Annotated in this window: 10 protein-coding genes; 4 read left to right on the top strand and 6 right to left on the bottom strand. The window is 38.7% G+C overall.

The features are described 5' to 3' along the window. Positions 1 to 418 precede the first annotated feature (418 nt). Genes AC13EX_RS18345 through AC13EX_RS18330 form a run of 4 tightly spaced genes read right to left on the bottom strand, consistent with a single transcriptional unit; the run spans position 419 to position 5007 of the window. The gene (locus AC13EX_RS18345) at positions 419 to 1600 is read right to left on the bottom strand and encodes a sialidase family protein (RefSeq protein ID WP_482893818.1); all 1182 of its coding nucleotides are present in this window, start codon (positions 1598 to 1600) and stop codon (positions 419 to 421) included. After that, positions 1597 to 2646 carry a polysaccharide deacetylase family protein gene (locus tag AC13EX_RS18340; RefSeq protein ID WP_482893817.1) on the bottom strand — a complete coding sequence of 350 codons (1050 nt, stop codon included), beginning with the start codon at positions 2644 to 2646 and terminating at the stop codon, positions 1597 to 1599. The genes AC13EX_RS18345 and AC13EX_RS18340 overlap by 4 nt, the downstream gene beginning before the upstream one ends. 13 nt (positions 2647 to 2659) lie before the next feature. Beyond that, positions 2660 to 3760 carry a sialidase family protein gene (locus tag AC13EX_RS18335; protein WP_482893816.1) on the bottom strand — a complete coding sequence of 367 codons (1101 nt, stop codon included), beginning with the start codon at positions 3758 to 3760 and terminating at the stop codon, positions 2660 to 2662. Next, a complete protein-coding gene (locus tag AC13EX_RS18330) occupies positions 3757 to 5007 on the bottom strand; it encodes a fibronectin type III domain-containing protein (RefSeq protein ID WP_482893815.1) in 1251 nt (416 codons plus the stop codon). Before AC13EX_RS18330 ends, AC13EX_RS18335 begins: the two co-directional genes overlap by 4 nt. Positions 5008 to 5489: 482 nt before the next feature. Here AC13EX_RS18330 and AC13EX_RS18325 point away from each other — a divergent pair, with 482 nt between their 5' ends. The 4 genes from AC13EX_RS18325 to AC13EX_RS18310 all read left to right on the top strand — a co-directional run bounded on the left by AC13EX_RS18325 (position 5490) and on the right by AC13EX_RS18310 (position 10321). Then, positions 5490 to 6347 carry an ROK family protein gene (locus AC13EX_RS18325; RefSeq protein ID WP_048641760.1) on the top strand — a complete coding sequence of 286 codons (858 nt, stop codon included), beginning with the start codon at positions 5490 to 5492 and terminating at the stop codon, positions 6345 to 6347. Positions 6348 to 6435: 88 nt separating this feature from the next. Continuing rightward, positions 6436 to 7683 (top strand): MFS transporter, encoded by a 1248-nt coding sequence (locus AC13EX_RS18320; RefSeq protein ID WP_482893814.1) that lies wholly within the window; start codon positions 6436 to 6438, stop codon positions 7681 to 7683. Positions 7684 to 7686: 3 nt separating this feature from the next. Continuing rightward, positions 7687 to 8850: a DNA-binding transcriptional regulator gene (locus AC13EX_RS18315; protein ID WP_482893813.1), complete on the top strand. Its 1164-nt coding sequence runs from the start codon at positions 7687 to 7689 to the stop codon at positions 8848 to 8850. Positions 8851 to 9022: 172 nt separating this feature from the next. Further along, positions 9023 to 10321, top strand: a complete 1299-nt coding sequence (locus AC13EX_RS18310) for a hypothetical protein (RefSeq protein ID WP_482893812.1) — start codon at positions 9023 to 9025, stop codon at positions 10319 to 10321. Positions 10322 to 10672: 351 nt separating this feature from the next. Here the strand turns inward: AC13EX_RS18310 and AC13EX_RS18305 are convergent, their stop codons facing one another. Continuing rightward, the gene (locus tag AC13EX_RS18305; RefSeq protein ID WP_482893811.1) at positions 10673 to 12358 is read right to left on the bottom strand and encodes a SusD/RagB family nutrient-binding outer membrane lipoprotein; all 1686 of its coding nucleotides are present in this window, start codon (positions 12356 to 12358) and stop codon (positions 10673 to 10675) included. A 20-nt stretch (positions 12359 to 12378) separates the two neighbouring features. After that, entirely contained in the window at positions 12379 to 15768 is a 3390-nt protein-coding gene (locus tag AC13EX_RS18300; RefSeq protein WP_482893810.1) for a SusC/RagA family TonB-linked outer membrane protein, read from the bottom strand. Between the last annotated feature and the right edge of the window lie 66 nt (positions 15769 to 15834).

Genomic DNA, 15834 nt, shown 5'->3' with positions numbered 1-15834 from the left:
TCCTGGATAAAAGGAATGTCCTGATGGGTTCTATGGTTGCTTGTTGGCAAATGTTGGCCATGAACTGCTGTCAAGCCCATAAGCAATCCTATAACAACAAGAAGCTTTGACTGTATGTATTTCATTGTAAAATAATATGGTTGATAAAATAAACGGATGAATCATAATTGCCATTCTGGCGGACTCATAATGGTTGTTTTAGCTTTAACCCGAAGTAGCAAAAGACCTCCTATTACGAACTTTCTTGTATACCACAGATTAAGAATGCCAATAAATAAATTTGTCCGCCCCGTTGTAAAAACATGAGCGGACAAAACTTACCTAACCTAACTACTAAAGCCGAATTCATCTTACTCATGACAAGTAAGTGACTCAGTTAATTGTAATACAAATTTTTATTTAAGATGGGCTACTTCAATCAGAAATTTTTTGGATTGATTTTTACATATTTAATTGATTTGCCTCCTTTATCGAGATGATAGGAATAAGTAATGTGAACCATTCCATTCGTATCCTGAATAAGTGAAGGATAGGAAAAGCCCCCAAAATCCTTTTTCTCATCCTCTAAATAAATTTTGCTACTCCAGGTTTTGCCCTCATCTGAAGACAAGTACAAGGAAAGGCGATAGCGGCCATCATCAATGTCATTACCTAGAAAAAGCCATAGCCCATTGTCTAAAACCAAAAGCTCCACACTAGCAGTATTGGGAATACTTGACTTTTCACTTGAAGTCCAGGTCATCCCTTCATCTGTGGAATAGCTTTTATGCAGCCTTGTGGGTGCATCACCACTGTCCCTCATTATTGCCATTATTTCGCCATTTTTTCTTTGGGCCAATGCTGGTTGAATAGGGCCTCGACCCACAATGGGCTTACTGGGAGTCCATGTTTCACCATCATCATCAGAAATGGCTGTCAAAGAAAAGTTAAAGCCATCTGAGTAAAGGGGCAATAATATTCTCCCTGAACTAAGTACAAGTGGCTTAATCCTTGTCATCCACCCGATACTTGATTTTTTACTGTCTTTACTAGCATCTATGATCATATCATCATAAAGTGGGGCATACTCAGACCATCCGGCCTTATTGGATGGCAACTCCTCAAAGCGCTTCACCACTTCTTGGTGAAATTCCTCACCAGGTTTAAGAAGGATATTATCTTGCCAACTCCATATCGGAGCCCCTGCATTGTCATAACTTGTGCTAGTTCTCAAACGTAATATAGACTGCTCCCATCTATTGGCTTGAACGGCTATCCAAACCAGAAAAAGCTTTCCTTCCTGGTTTAAAAAAAGGACAGGGTTACAGTCTGGCAGATTGGGTGTATCCGCTAACAAAAAGGGCTCTCCCCACTGACTGTCATTTTTCCTCAACCTGGCTCCCATTATTCGAACATCATCTGCTTTTCTTTCACCGGAGCCTTCAAACCACGCGGTTAATAAATCGCCATTGGGCAGGGATACAATGCTACTGCCATGAACATGGTTGTTTTGAAGAGGGAAAATAAGGGTTTCAGACTCCACTACTTTATCTTTGGCTATGTATTGACCAAAAGCTGGAAGATTCAGCAAGAACAATCCAATAAATATTATTTTTTTCATTTGATTTTTTTTCTTCTTTCCATGACTTCAGCCCATGTAGTTAATACAATCCCTTCCTTTTCTATGAACTTTTGTAGTTCTGGAGATGTCATGGCCAGCATGTCTGCATACCTTGATTTTCCAGACCCACTAATTCTGTCAAATGTTTTCCTATCACCATTGCTGTGAACAATCACCATGGCCAATCCTGGTTCCATTGCAGTCAAAAGTTCTTTGCATTTCTCCACCTTATAAGCACCCAATCCTTCATCATCAACTTCATGATCCGGGGACCAATTGCCACTTATCGTGTGCAGGTCATCCAATACTGGCAAACCTGCAGCCCATATTTGTTTGCCTATCATCGGGGCCTTATCCATAAGTACATTGCTAGGCAATTCCATTCCTTCTTTGTATTTGCCTTCCTTTTTCAAACGCTTGATCATGTTATTATTCATAGAAAGACCAAGCAACTTATTGTTTCCACCAGGAAACATAACTGGAATACCATATTCCATCCCCACCTTTATATAGCGTTCTAGAAAAGTTCCATGATAGAATAAGGTTCCCATATGGCTATCCATATGGGTTGGATTTAGACCTAATGATAATGCGCGATCAATTTGAGCACGAATTTCTATTTCTACTTCATCGGGTGTAGCATTGGCAATTACCTCTTCCACTGAGGCCCAAAGGGCCCCTTCCTCATCGACAAGACCAGGTACAGCAGCCTTTCCTGCTACAGGAGGCCATCTGTAATGTTTCCATTCCGAGGTTAAGGTCAGGTGCAATCCAGCATCCATGGGTTCATCCAATGCTTTTTTTACAAAACTAGCAGCCCAGGGACAAGGCATCATGATACTACAGGATGTTGCAACACCTTCCTTGATGGACTTAATTGCCCCCTCATTAGACTCAAAAGACATCCCTGCGTCATCTACATGAAAGATGACCACTTTTTTTCCTGCCGGAAAACCTAATCTCTCAGCGTATGTCATTTCCTGTTGGCTAAATAACGGTTGGTAGGATAATGCTAATAGTAACAATACCCAGATAGTAGTTCTCATAATTTGCAAAGAATTAAATCCCTTCAAGTTTACCTTTCCAAAAAGCAACAGTTTGTCGGTTCCAAGTGTAACAGGCGACCAAATGTCCATCTTCATAGAACATGGCTGGATAAGAAAGTTCATCATCTCCAGATCCTTTCTCAATTTCAAATTTCAAAGGCCAGGTCTTACCATTGTCTTCAGAAACGGCAATTGAAATCGGGAATCGGTCTCCCCAGTTTTCAGCCACAGGATTATAAATTAAAGCGATTTTTTCACCTTCAATATGAGCAACATCAATCCCACTGTTGTTATTTGGCAATTCAATCTCTTTAACTTCAGACCAGGTTTTTCCATAATCTTCCGAATCAGAACGACAGATATTTCCCGAACTACTTCGCATCAACATGTGAACATGTCCAGGCTTGGATTCCCACATTGCGGGTTGAATGACACCTTCTTCAGTAATCACTGTTCGATCCATGGCTAATTTCTCGGTAGCATTCCAAGTTTTACCACCATCTTCTGATCTGTCTACAAATACTGTCCAAACTTTATTTTTCTCATCGGAAGCAGGAGCTAACCATGTACCATCAGATAAAACCAACATATGATTTCTAACCGGTCCACGTCCGCCTTTGTCTCCAGGAACCAATTCCTTAGCCTCAGACCATGTCTCTCCACCATCTTCAGTATACTGAACCCAAGTTTCCCAAAAATCTATTTCTTTACCTACCTTAAAATAGAGGTATACTTTACCGTCAGGAGCATTGAATAAAACAGGGTTCCAGTGGGGTTCATTCCTTACCTTTACAAGAAGCTCAGGTTCAGACCAATTTCCAGGTTTTCCTTTTGAAATCCAGATCCCAACATCATTGTGTTTTTCATAAGACCCGGCAAACCAAGCAGAAAGATAAGTACCATCTCCTAGTCCCGTAATCGTAGACGCGTGGCATTGGGCAAATGGTCTATCTTCTCCAAAGATATGCTCATAATCAACTGTGGTAAGTTTAACTTCCTGATTACTATCTGCTTTTTCTGCAACCACTTCTGATTTTCCTCCTCCACAGGAAAAATTGAGTATTATAAGGAACGAGAATAAAGTACTATTAATTAATTTTTGAGAATTTTTCATGGTTTTATCAATGGATTATTTGGATAACTGTCGATGATCTTTCCATCCTCATCTACTGTAATAATGTTATAAGTTGAGCCTTGAAGTGTGACTAAGGTGAATGCCCTCACAGATTGAGAAGTCTCCAAGTACCAGGTACTAGCAGCGTCATGGACCGTTCTAGGCCTTGTTCCCCAAGATCCGTCGCCTATATAAACGATTCCATCTTCATCAACATTGTTATTTTTAATTGGATAAGTACGTTTATAGGCATGGTCATGATTTTCAAACGCCAACTTCATGCTTGACTTTTCAAACAATGGTACCCAATGTTCTCTAATCTTAGTCTGGGTAGTTCCAGTAAACGACCTCGCTGAAGGATAGGCAGGTACATGGTAAACGGCCATTACATGGGCCGTTTCTTTTTCCTTTTGAACCGCAAGTTCTCTTCTTAACCATTCCTTTTGAGGACCGTCAATGGCATTGGTATGGTCTGAATCTAAAAAGAGAAAACTCAAGTATTCACCAAATTCAAGCACTCCATAACCTGGCTGTCCTGGAAAGGCAAAAAGATTAAAGTAAAAAGGTGCACTTTCTTTTCTCTTCTCAACTTTCAAGTGCTCCGGAATTTCTTTCTCATTAAAACCACTTTTCACTTCATGATTACCTATTCCCAACATCATTGGAATTAATCTACCATCTTCTTGAATCAACGTTTTCTTAACGGCATCAAACCATGAATACCATCGATCTACATTTTTCCCATCACCGTTGGCATAAGCTAGATCTCCACCTATAATAATGAAATCTGGATTATAAGGTAAAACCTGTCGGTTGGTTTTTTCCATAACTTCCTGATCATGCATGGTATCTCCTCCTATAGCAAACCGAATAGAGTTTCTGGAAATATCTTTAGGCATGGTCTTAAAATAGTAGACCTTTTCATTACCTCCGAATTTAACTTCATAGGCTTGGTCTGCGCTGAGTCCTGATAAATGCACCCTATGAATTTTTCGATCTGAAAATGGAAAATCCAATACCGTACTAGGGGATTTTTCCCAGTTTTCGCTACCTTTCTTGCGGTAGTGTAATGATTGACTCGCACTATTTTTAAGGTGCCAATCAACTGTAATGGTGCTGGTAGGGTCTTTTTCCCAAGTTAGGTAAATTCCACTAGGCTCTTCTTGGGCCCTTAGTGTTCCTGCTTGTAATCCAAGCAGGAAAAATAAACCAAAAACTACAAGGATTTTTCTTCTTCGTTCTTTCATTATTTAGGATATTATTAATCTTATTATCAGGTTTCTAAAATAAGTATCTTCTTGCTTAAATAGAATAATTGTGTGTTTTATATAAGTTTTATTTACAGGAATCAATTCCTATTTTAATATATCAGGTTAGTTAATTTGAACTATTTTAAAAAAGTACTTTTACCACAAATTGACTGTAATAATATTATTTGGCACTTACTTCTTTCTTTAGAAATCTTCTTTCTATTTAAAATCATTAACTACATTACAAGGATTTCCTATTTTGGACTATTGAAAAAAAACAATAGGGCTCAAATAGCCCTAACGTGGTTTTTCAAGTATAACTCCTGAATCACAGCACAGATACCAACTTATTAAATACTGTATTTCAGTTAGTTAATAAAACCAATGTTAACCTCAAACTTACAGGTAAAGTTGTTAAAAGGTTAAAATTAAAATATCTTTGTCGTTGATTTTTTTTTTAAATACCCGACTTAGTTAAAATGAACATAGGAATAGATTTAGGAGGAACGAAAATCCAGGTAGGTATAGAGCAGGAAGGTAAAATCATTCATAAGACAAAAGCGCTTTTGAAAGAAAAAACCAACCTTCAATCAACACTTGATCAGGTCATTCAATTTATAAAGCCATTAGCCGCTCACAATGTGGATGGAATAGGTATTGGCGTACCTTCCGTTGTAGATGTGGAAAGAGGTATAGTTTATAATGTCACTAATATCCCTTCATGGAAGAAGGTAGCATTGAAAGATATTCTCGAAGAAGAGTTTAATCTCCCCGTTTTTGTAAATAATGATGTCAATTGTTTTGCAATTGGTGAGCATAAATTTGGAATGGGCAAAAAATACCGTAATATGGTAGGTATGTCCATTGGAACTGGACTGGGCTCTGGGATCATCATCGGAAACAAGCTTTATGCTGGCATAAACTGCGGAGCTGGAGAAATAGGGTTACTACCCTACCTCAAACATAATATAGAGTATTATGCAAGTGGGAATTTCTTTAGTGCAGAGTACGGAACGACGGCCTTAGACGCCTTTACTGCAGCCAAAAATGGAGACAAAGAGGCCTTAGTCCAATGGAATGATTTTGGCCGTCACTTTGGTGCTGCTGTCCAAGTGGTCATGTATACTTATGACCCGGAAGCCATAGTAATAGGAGGCTCCGTAGCCAATGCATTTCCCTATTTTGAAAATGCAATGCGAGAAAGTTTTAGCAATTTTATTTATCCTGAATCTTTCAAAAAATTAAAAATTCACTTAACTCAAAATGAGGACATTGCCATTTTAGGGGCAGCAGCTCTTGTAGATGAATCGGTCAAATTCACCAATAAAGTGCTTTAAAGCAAATGGAAGTGCTCATGGTGTAGCCAAAGCTTCCTCTCTAAAATAACCCATCGATTAAAACTGTTACTTTCAATAATTAAATGACATGAAAAAAAACACACTGATTGTTGCCTTGATTTTATTGATTTTTTTCGTCATTTCTTTCCTTACCAATATTCTTGGACCGATCATTCCTGATATCATTGATAGTTTCACGCTAAGCATTGGACTAGCAGGTTTTTTACCATTTGCCTTTTTTGTGGCTTATGCCGTAATGTCCATCCCGTCTGGTATTTTAGTAGAGAAATACAAAGAAAAGAAAATGCTAATATTCGCCTTTACCATGGCATTTATTGGCGCTTTACTTTTTGCCTTTATCCCAGGTTTTTCTGTTGCTTTGATCTCCCTTTTTATTATTGGAATCGGTATGGCCGTACTTCAAGTGGTCATCAACCCCTTATTGAGAACCGCTGGTGGAGAAGAACATTTCGCTTTCAATTCAGTGATGGGGCAATTGGCATTTGGGGCGGCCTCCTTTCTTAGCCCAATGCTTTACAGCTATTTGGTTACAAACATCCATACCACAGACGATTCATTGATTTTTTCTTTCTTGAATCCTATGGTTCCGGAAGACCTTAAATGGGTGTCTTTATACTGGGTTTTTGCTGCCATTGCATTTCTTATGGTTATCATTGTCTATTTTGCTAAATTCCCGAAAGTTGAACTCAAATCCGATGAGAAAATCGATGTTGGGGTAGCTTTTAAGGAATTGTTAGCTAATAAATACGTATTGCTATATTTCCTAGGGATATTTTGTTATGTAGGTACTGAGCAGGGCATTGCCAATTGGATATCAAAATTCCTTCAATCCTATCATGGTATAGATCCCTCGACCACAGGCGCCATAGTTATTTCCTATTTCTGGGGTTTGCTCACAGTTGGTTGCCTGTTGGGTTTATTACTATTGAAGTTTCTAGATAGCCGAACAGTTTTGATAACCTTCACATTGGGAGCTATAATTTCCTTGCTGGCAGGTCTTTTTGGCACTGCAGAAATAGCCTTAATTGCCTTTCCTTTGACTGGTTTTTTTGCTTCTGTTATGTGGTCCATTATTTTCTCTTTGGCACTCAACTCCGTACCTCAACATCACGGTACTTTTTCTGGGATTTTGTGTACAGGAATAGCTGGAGGTGCTATTGTACCTCTGGTAATCGGTGGATTAGCAGAACTTGTAGGACTTAAATTGTCGATGTTATTTCTTTTGCTTACTTTAGGATACATCTTAAGCATTGGTATTTGGGCCAAACCTTTGGTCACCAATGCTACCAAAAGTTTGAAGGATATCTTTAAATAAAAAATGTATAAGATAATTTTGCTCCTGGACTTTGCCGAGGAGTACAGTAAAAGTTTATTAAAAGGAATTTCTAAGTATTCAACAGAACATGGCCCCTGGACCTATTGTCGCATGCCACTGTACTACAGAGAAACCATTGGGATAAAAGGAATTCTCGAATGGGCTAAAGATTGGGGAGCCGATGGAATTATCGGACAATTATACAACGATATAGACCTGGAATTGCTCATCGATGCCAAAATACCTGTGGTCGCTCAGGATTTTAAAGAGCGGTTTACTGAGATCCCAAACATTACAGGTTCCTACCATGAAGCTGGTGAAATCGGTGCTTCCTATTTTCTTAAAAAAGGTTTTAAAAATTTCGCTTTTTACGGTTTCAAAGACATTGTTTGGTCCAGAGAACGTGCCGAAGGTTTTGAGAAAAAAGTCAATGAAATGGGGTACAAAGTAAATTACTTTGAACATAGAAAATCCCGATCTACTGATTTATGGTACTACAAAAGTAACTCCTTAAGTAAATGGTTACTGTCTCTGCCAAAGCCTATCGCATTAATGACATGTGATGACAATCAGGGTTTGCACATTACGGAAGCATGTAAGCAAAATAAAATCCGAATCCCTGAAGAAGTTGCTGTATTAGGTGTTGACAATGATGAAATGCTTTGTGAATTGTCCGACCCTCCCTTGTCAAGTATTGGTTTGGATATAGAAAAAGGTGGTTATGACACAGCTAAGCTAATGGAGCAGATGATCAGAACCAGCGCTACTAATTTTTATGACATTCTTGTAAAACCCACCCAGGTCATCACCAGACAGTCTACCGATATATATGCTACGAATGATGACCATATTGCTTCTTCCTTAAAATTTATACATAAAAATATAGAAAAAAACCTCCAAGTAGATGAAGTGGTAAAGCAAGTGCCCCTTTCCAGAAGAAGCTTGGAAAAACGGTTTCTCCAAATTACCGGATATCCAATTTATAAATATATTTTTAACCTTCGCATTGAAAAATTCACTCAAAAGCTACTGGAAACCGACCAGACTGTTTTCGAAATTGCGATGGATTTAGGATTAAATGACAGCAAGAATATAGCGCGTCAGTTCAAACAGGTGAAAGGATGCAATCCAATCGAATATCGAAAAAGGTACATGGCAGGAAAATAACTTTTCTCAAGCCTTCTACAGTGATATATTTCTATTATATCAGGGCTTACAAAATAATAATTGCAACCATTCATATAAACCTATTCTTAATGAATGGTACTTTTTATAACCTTAGGGTAATACAAATTAATTACTTCTGTAACAATTATCAACCTTTACCCTAATACCTCTTATGAAACATCTAGATAAAAATTCAATCATTTCCATCATTATCGCCGGCATGTCTTTGGCTACAGCCTGGGCTATCCGTGGGCAATTTGGCCATGAACAGGGAGCCGCGTGGGCCGGAGGTATAGGTTGTTTAAGCATCCTACTATTGGCCAAAAAAGAAAATTGGTACAATAAAGCCATTAAAGCAGCCTTTGCAGGAGCCGTAGGCTGGGGATTTGGAGGTATGATGAGTTATGGCATTCTTGTTGGGTACGGTAGAGGGGTAGATTTCATAAACGTATACTATGGGTTAGCTAGTTTGTTAGTCGTAGGAGGTCTTTATGGATTAATCGGTGGTGGATTATTCGGCCTGGTATTGGCAGACCATCCTGAGAAAAAAATCAAATGGCATCAGGTCGTTACGGAAATGACTGTAGGTGGCATAGTCTTTTATTACTTAATTGTTGAGCAACTGGGATTTGAAATGACTCCTCCACGTTCTGAAGCTTGGGGGATATGCGCTGGCTCAGGGATTGCGATGTTGTATTATATGGCGAGAACCAAACAATACAGCGCCATGAGAGTGGCCATTTATGCAGGCTTAGGAGGCGGCTTCGGTTTCGCCTTTGGTAATTTTTTACAAGTGCTCGGAAATGTTGCCGAAATCCCCTTCAATATGTGGAATGTAATGGAATATTCACTTGGGTTCTTTGGAGGAGCAGGAATGGCCTATGGCACTTTCACCTCCAAATGGCCAGAGGAAAAGCCAACAACTCAATTCACTACCAGCAACCTCAGCATACCTATTATCGGGCTGTTGATACTTATTCCTTTCTTCGTATGGCAGCAATCTTTTATTATGAAAGATTTCTCAGATACCTTAGGGGCATTTGTTAGTCAGCCTCAAACCTGGATGATGGTAGTACAAATAATTACACTTCTTGTATTTTTATCCTTGGGTATCTATTGGACAAAGTTATTCTCAAAGAAAAAAGGATTAGGCAATCAACAATTCAGTTACAAGGAAATCTCAATGGTTTTCATAAGTTTATTTGAAACCTACATCTTGTTCACCATTCTGTTAACAGGTTCATTTTTGAGTTTTTACAGAATAGAACAGTTTCTTTATATTGTCAATTTCATTATTATTCTTGTATTAATTCCGAAGTATAAACCTACATTTTCGGAACGACCTGCACTTTCAAAGACTTGGAGAAAAGCCTTTTTACTCATTTTTATCATCTTGGCCATTCTGGCACTTATATTGATAAATAGTCATGGAGAAATGTCCCACATGCAAAAACGATTTGATTGGGTTTAACCCGAAATTGAAAAACTAAGAAACCCCATTGATTGACGGGATATTAAAAAGTCAGGATCGCATGATCCTGACTTTTTTGTTTTACCACTATTCAAATAACATAGGTTTTTTCTGTCCATATTCTGGCGAGTTTGGAATACGAATAATAAGCTTACTACTGTCTGATTTATATTTATGCAAGAAGAAAGCATCATAAAGCTCGCCGGCTACCGTATAATCCTTAAACCCGAAATTTGTTATAGACATTCTATTACGTGCTTCGAATAAAACCTTCTTCAAATTAGCTAAAAAAAAGGTTCTCTGCCGATACGACAGAGAACCTTTAGTTATAAATAATATCTAGTCAATACCTTAAAAAGGTATATTGGTTCCTTGATACAACCAAGGTTTTGACCACTGGCTATCTTGTCCGAAGTTACCTGAATAATCAGTTACTTCAAGATTATTTAGAGCAGCATCAATATTATCTGGATTATTATTGTACTCATCATTACCATACTGGAACCTTAATGCAACTTGGGGCTGAGGAGATAAAGGTCCTGCTGATAAATCAGGGAAACCTGTTCTTCTATAGTCAGCAAAGGCTTCAGTTCCATTAGACCAGTTGGCCACCCATTTCTGGGTAATAACCTGCTCAATGCTATTGTTGAAAGCTACTTCTGGCTGCATGATAAATGCATCATACATGTCACTTTTACCCCAAACTTCAAGAGATTGTTCTATTCCCATATTATAATGCATCTCGGCATCACCAACATTCCAACCTTTCAAAGCAGCCTCCGCGAAGATAAAGCTCACTTCTGCAGCAGAGATAATTCTCGCCTTTAGGATGTCCCCTGCAGATCCAGCTGTACTGTAAACAGGGTCTAGCTGAGAAACATGTAGGTTTTGAGTTCCCTGACCAGGAATAGGGTTTCCATTATATGATTCTGGTGTCAAGATAGATGGTGGCAAGCCTACATATAAATCTGAATTGTAATCTGCCATATTAGGATTAAAATGCCGGGTAAATTTTACATCGGCATACTCTTCCTCGAATTGATCGAAAGTATAAATAGATTCGATTGGTTCTCCATTAGCTCTAATAAAACTTTCAGCGGCAACAGACAGGGTTTCATCCTCTACCCACTGAACCCTTACCGAATCAAACCAAACAGGAAGTCTAGGATCTTCTGTCATTGTCAATTGATCTATGAAAGTCTGACAAGCCTGGTATCTTTGGAAATCATCAGGATTTAACCTTACGTGTCTGGTAATCCAAATGTCATTTGATCCACCTGTATAATCCAAATTGGCATCCTGAGAAGGATCCTGAATATAAATCCCACTGCTATAGATGGCTTCAATCCCAGCTTTGGCTACATCAGGTTTCTTTTCAGACAAACGCATATAGTACCTCAATAATAGGGAGTTGGTAAACCTTCTCCAGCTATCAACATTGGCACCATAGATAAGGTCATTGTTACCAACTACTCCTTCCGACGAAGCAGAAGCAAGCAAAGAAGAAGCTTCTTTCAAATCAGCAATGATTCCATCATAGATCATTTCCTGACTGTCAAATTTAGGGAACTGAAATTGATCACTTCCCTGATCACCTTTTAGGGCATCAGTATAAGGAGCATCTCCCCATAGATCCGCAATATTTCCGTAAACAAAAGACTTCATGGTAAGGCCCATTCCCTGAAAAAAGGCATTGTCCAAATCTTCTCCCCTAGTAATCATCAAATCGTTTGTTCTAAGGATATCATACCATCCTGTCCAGTTTCTGGATACCCATTCATAATTGTTATGACTGCTATACCATCCATTCTTTTGCGTGTATTGCATGGCACCAGCCAAGTCATTGAAGCCTAAACCTAAATAGCTCTGGGCTGAAGAAGTCAGGACCGTTGGCATTAAAAGATTAGGGTTGGCATTTGCCGGGTCAATACCATATGGATTGGTATTGATCTCACTGAGTTGGTCATCACAACCGGTGACCAAGATAAGTCCCAGGAGAAATACGGCTATCTTTCTAAATTCAAATAAATTTTTCATGATATGTAAATTAAGGACCTTTAAAGATTGAAATTAAGCTTGAAACCAATTGGAACACTCCAAGGCATCACATTTTGACGCTCGATACCCTGCTTGAAAGAAGAACCTGAAGCTTGAAATGCTCTTTCCGGATCAATTCCTATATCAGCTTTTGTCCACAACATAATATTTCTAGTATAGATAGAGAATGTAGCATTCGTAAATACGCTAAAATTTGGAATTTTATATCCTAAGGACAATTCTCTTAATTTGATAAAAGAAGCATCAAAAGTAACTTGCTCATTGAAACTCCATGGGTAAGTATTGGTGATAGGATAAATATTGGTTCCAGAACCACCCAAATGCTCTTCGTAAACATCATCTGCATAGTTGTCTGGAGTATCTGCACCAGCAGTTTGAATTACACCAGGAACGAAAGCACCATCGCTACCATTCTCATCGATTGGGAATCCACCAGTTTCAGCAGTATGACCACCTACACGAGGGAAGTTTCCTGGACTTGGGATAATGTATTTTTCAGGATCTGACTTCAACAAAGCAACCAATTCGTCCTCAGATAATAATCCGCCCTGAATTAAATCATCAAGTTGTCTTTGTGATTTCCAATCAGATTCTCCATATCTATAAGTGAATGACATAAACTCTCCACCTTGTCTCCAGTCAAAACTAGCATTCAAAACAAATCTTTTGTAGCTAATTCCAGTCTGCATACCAAGAATGAAATCAGGGTTGAAGTTACCCACTTTTCTTAGCGCTTCATCAGAAGACAGATCTTGCCATTCTCCAGCACTACTCAATACAGGCCATTTGTAATAAGGAGAATTTGGATCTTCTACCTCTACATAACCTCTACTGTACAAGTCACCAACTTGATCACCTAGGAATGTAATGGCTCCACCACCGTTTTCAGACCATAAGGTGATCCTATCAAAGTTCTCAACCAACTCAATAACACTTGTTCTGTTTCTACTCCAGTTAACATCAACGTCTAATTTCCATCCGTTTTTATCAAGCGGTGTACCACCTAGGCTCATTTCCAAACCTTTGCTTCGGATCAAACCGGCATTAATTAACCTGCTGCTGTATCCTGAAGATCTTGGAAGATTTACAGAGAATATTTGGTTCGTGTTTTCAATCATGTAATAGGTTCCGGAAAACCTCAACTTATTGGCGAACATATTTAAATCTAAACCAGCTTCAATAGAAGTGGCCTCTTCAGGTAAGAAATTAGGATTCAATATGCCAGAACTTACTGAAGCAGTATTAATAGAATTGTAAGTACCTGTAGATAGGTTCTGAACCAAACGGTAAGGACCTGTATCATTTCCTACTTTGGCCCAACCTACTCTGGCTTTTAACATGTCAATGCTTTCTGGAAGATTGAGCGTGTAGTTTGCCAACCAGCTTAAAGATGCTGAAGGATAGAAATAAGAATTATTGTCTAGTGGTAATGTAGATGACCAGTCATTTCTAGCTGTCAAATCCAAATACAATTGATCGGCATACCCAAAAGAAGCCAAGCCATAAACACTGTAAATTCTCTTTTCAGAATATCCACTAGAAACAGACCTGTTATCTGCTGGTATATTCTGCGCATTGTAAATACCAGGTACAACAAGCCCATTGTTCCTGTCACCACCAACACCTACATAAGACGAAGTACCAAATCGGCTCATGATATTACCACCAGCTGATGCATTGAAATCCATTTTTCCAAAATCATTATTATAACTTAATAAGATATCAGTATTAGATTCCTGATTCAACATGTCGGTATTGTAATAACCACCTTTGGCCATTCTACTGTAGCTATAAGGAATTTTTGTTTCTCTGTTCTCATCAGATCGATCCAATGAATACTTTACAGCTAAATTTAAATTATCTGAGAATTTGTAATCCAAAGAGACATTTCCATAAACTCTGTCTCTACGGAAAGCATTCTCAATACCATAAGCTATGAAATACGGGTTATCTCCATTTGGAGTTCTGATTTGCTGAATGTCTTCCTGACCAGGAACCCAAATATCACGCATTTGTTCAAAGTCGATGTAGGAAGAAGCATAGATAGCTTCCAGCGCATTTCCTCTTCTATCCCCAGTACTCGGCCTGTCGTTAGAGCTACTATTGGTATAATTAAAGTTTGTATTAAGCGTCAACTTATCCAAAATATCATAAGAAACAGAGGTAGAAATACTATTTCTGTTCAAATCAGAATTAGGGATCATACCTTGGTGAATCATATTTCCATAGGACACCCTATAAGTAGCCTTATCATCTCCTCCACTGATGGCAATGTTATTGTTTGAAGTGATACCGGTTTGAAGGAAGTCCTTCATTGCATTCGGATAGGATTTTAACTCAGTAGGAATTACATTTCCGTTTTCATCAACCGGACTGTTCCATTGTTGCGCTAAGTTACCTGCATCCAACTGTGGGCCACCCCAATAGGCAGATCCATCATTGAATACTCCTTCTCTGTTACCATTGGCATATTTGTAATGAAAATCGAGTAATCTAGAAGCTTGCTCAAATACATTACTTGTAGAGAAAGAAACGCCCATTCCTTTTCCTTTACTACCGGATTTCGTAGTTATAATAACCACACCATTACCAGCACGAGTACCATAAAGTGCTGCTGCACTTGGGCCTTTAAGCACACTGATATTGGCGATATCATCAGGATTAATATCGGAAATCGAATTACCATAATCGACCTGATTACCATCCCCATTTTGAGAATTGTTATTCAGAGAGTTTGACATCGGCACCCCATCTACCACAAATAATGGCTGGTTGTCAGATGTCAATGAACTCGCGCCTCTAATCACCATGCTAATAGATGAACCTGCTCCACTAGTTTGGTTTATCGTTACACCGGGCATTCTACCTGCAAGAGAACTTAATATATTTTCTTGAGATACTTGGGTAACATCTTCAGAAGATACAGTGGACACATCATAACCTAATGATCGTTGATCTCTTTTGATACCAAGAGCAGTTACTACTACTTCGTTCATCGCAGTAGCTGCTTCTTCCAAGCTCACATTGACACTGCTTCGATTTCCCACTGTAATCTCTTGACTTTCAAAGCCTACATAAGAGAACACCAATACAGAATTAGGTCCTGCCACCTCAATACTATAAGTCCCGTCAATATCGGTAACTGCTCCGTTGCTTGTACCTTTTTCCAAAATGGTTACTCCAGGCAAGCCTGAATCATCATTTGTAGCGGTAACTTTTCCTTTGATAGTGATTGCGACCATCTCCTCGACAGTAAACGCAGGTACAAAAGAATTCCCCATTGCAGGATTTCCATTGGCTTCCGCCAGTACTGAACCAGTAGATATAATACCTACCGAGAGAAGTGGCACCATCCACTTCATCATTTTTTTAGTACGATGTTTTTTCATAATTAATTGATTTGCATTTTCAGTTTTGCTTTCGATTTATAAATTGGAATGAACTTCCAAACCCCG

This window comes from Cyclobacterium sp. L-R, assembly GCF_056859355.1.
This window is presented reverse-complemented; position numbering and strand designations above follow the sequence as displayed.

Coding starts and splice junctions, on each gene's coding strand:
- AC13EX_RS18345 (WP_482893818.1), bottom strand. CDS start 1,600: ATGAAAAAAATAATATTTATTGGATTGTTCTTGCTGAATCTTCCAGCT.
- AC13EX_RS18340 (WP_482893817.1), bottom strand. CDS start 2,646: ATGAGAACTACTATCTGGGTATTGTTACTATTAGCATTATCCTACCAA.
- AC13EX_RS18335 (WP_482893816.1), bottom strand. CDS start 3,760: ATGAAAAATTCTCAAAAATTAATTAATAGTACTTTATTCTCGTTCCTT.
- AC13EX_RS18330 (WP_482893815.1), bottom strand. CDS start 5,007: ATGAAAGAACGAAGAAGAAAAATCCTTGTAGTTTTTGGTTTATTTTTC.
- AC13EX_RS18325 (WP_048641760.1), top strand. CDS start 5,490: ATGAACATAGGAATAGATTTAGGAGGAACGAAAATCCAGGTAGGTATA.
- AC13EX_RS18320 (WP_482893814.1), top strand. CDS start 6,436: ATGAAAAAAAACACACTGATTGTTGCCTTGATTTTATTGATTTTTTTC.
- AC13EX_RS18315 (WP_482893813.1), top strand. CDS start 7,687: ATGTATAAGATAATTTTGCTCCTGGACTTTGCCGAGGAGTACAGTAAA.
- AC13EX_RS18310 (WP_482893812.1), top strand. CDS start 9,023: ATGAAACATCTAGATAAAAATTCAATCATTTCCATCATTATCGCCGGC.
- AC13EX_RS18305 (WP_482893811.1), bottom strand. CDS start 12,358: ATGAAAAATTTATTTGAATTTAGAAAGATAGCCGTATTTCTCCTGGGA.
- AC13EX_RS18300 (WP_482893810.1), bottom strand. CDS start 15,768: ATGAAAAAACATCGTACTAAAAAAATGATGAAGTGGATGGTGCCACTT.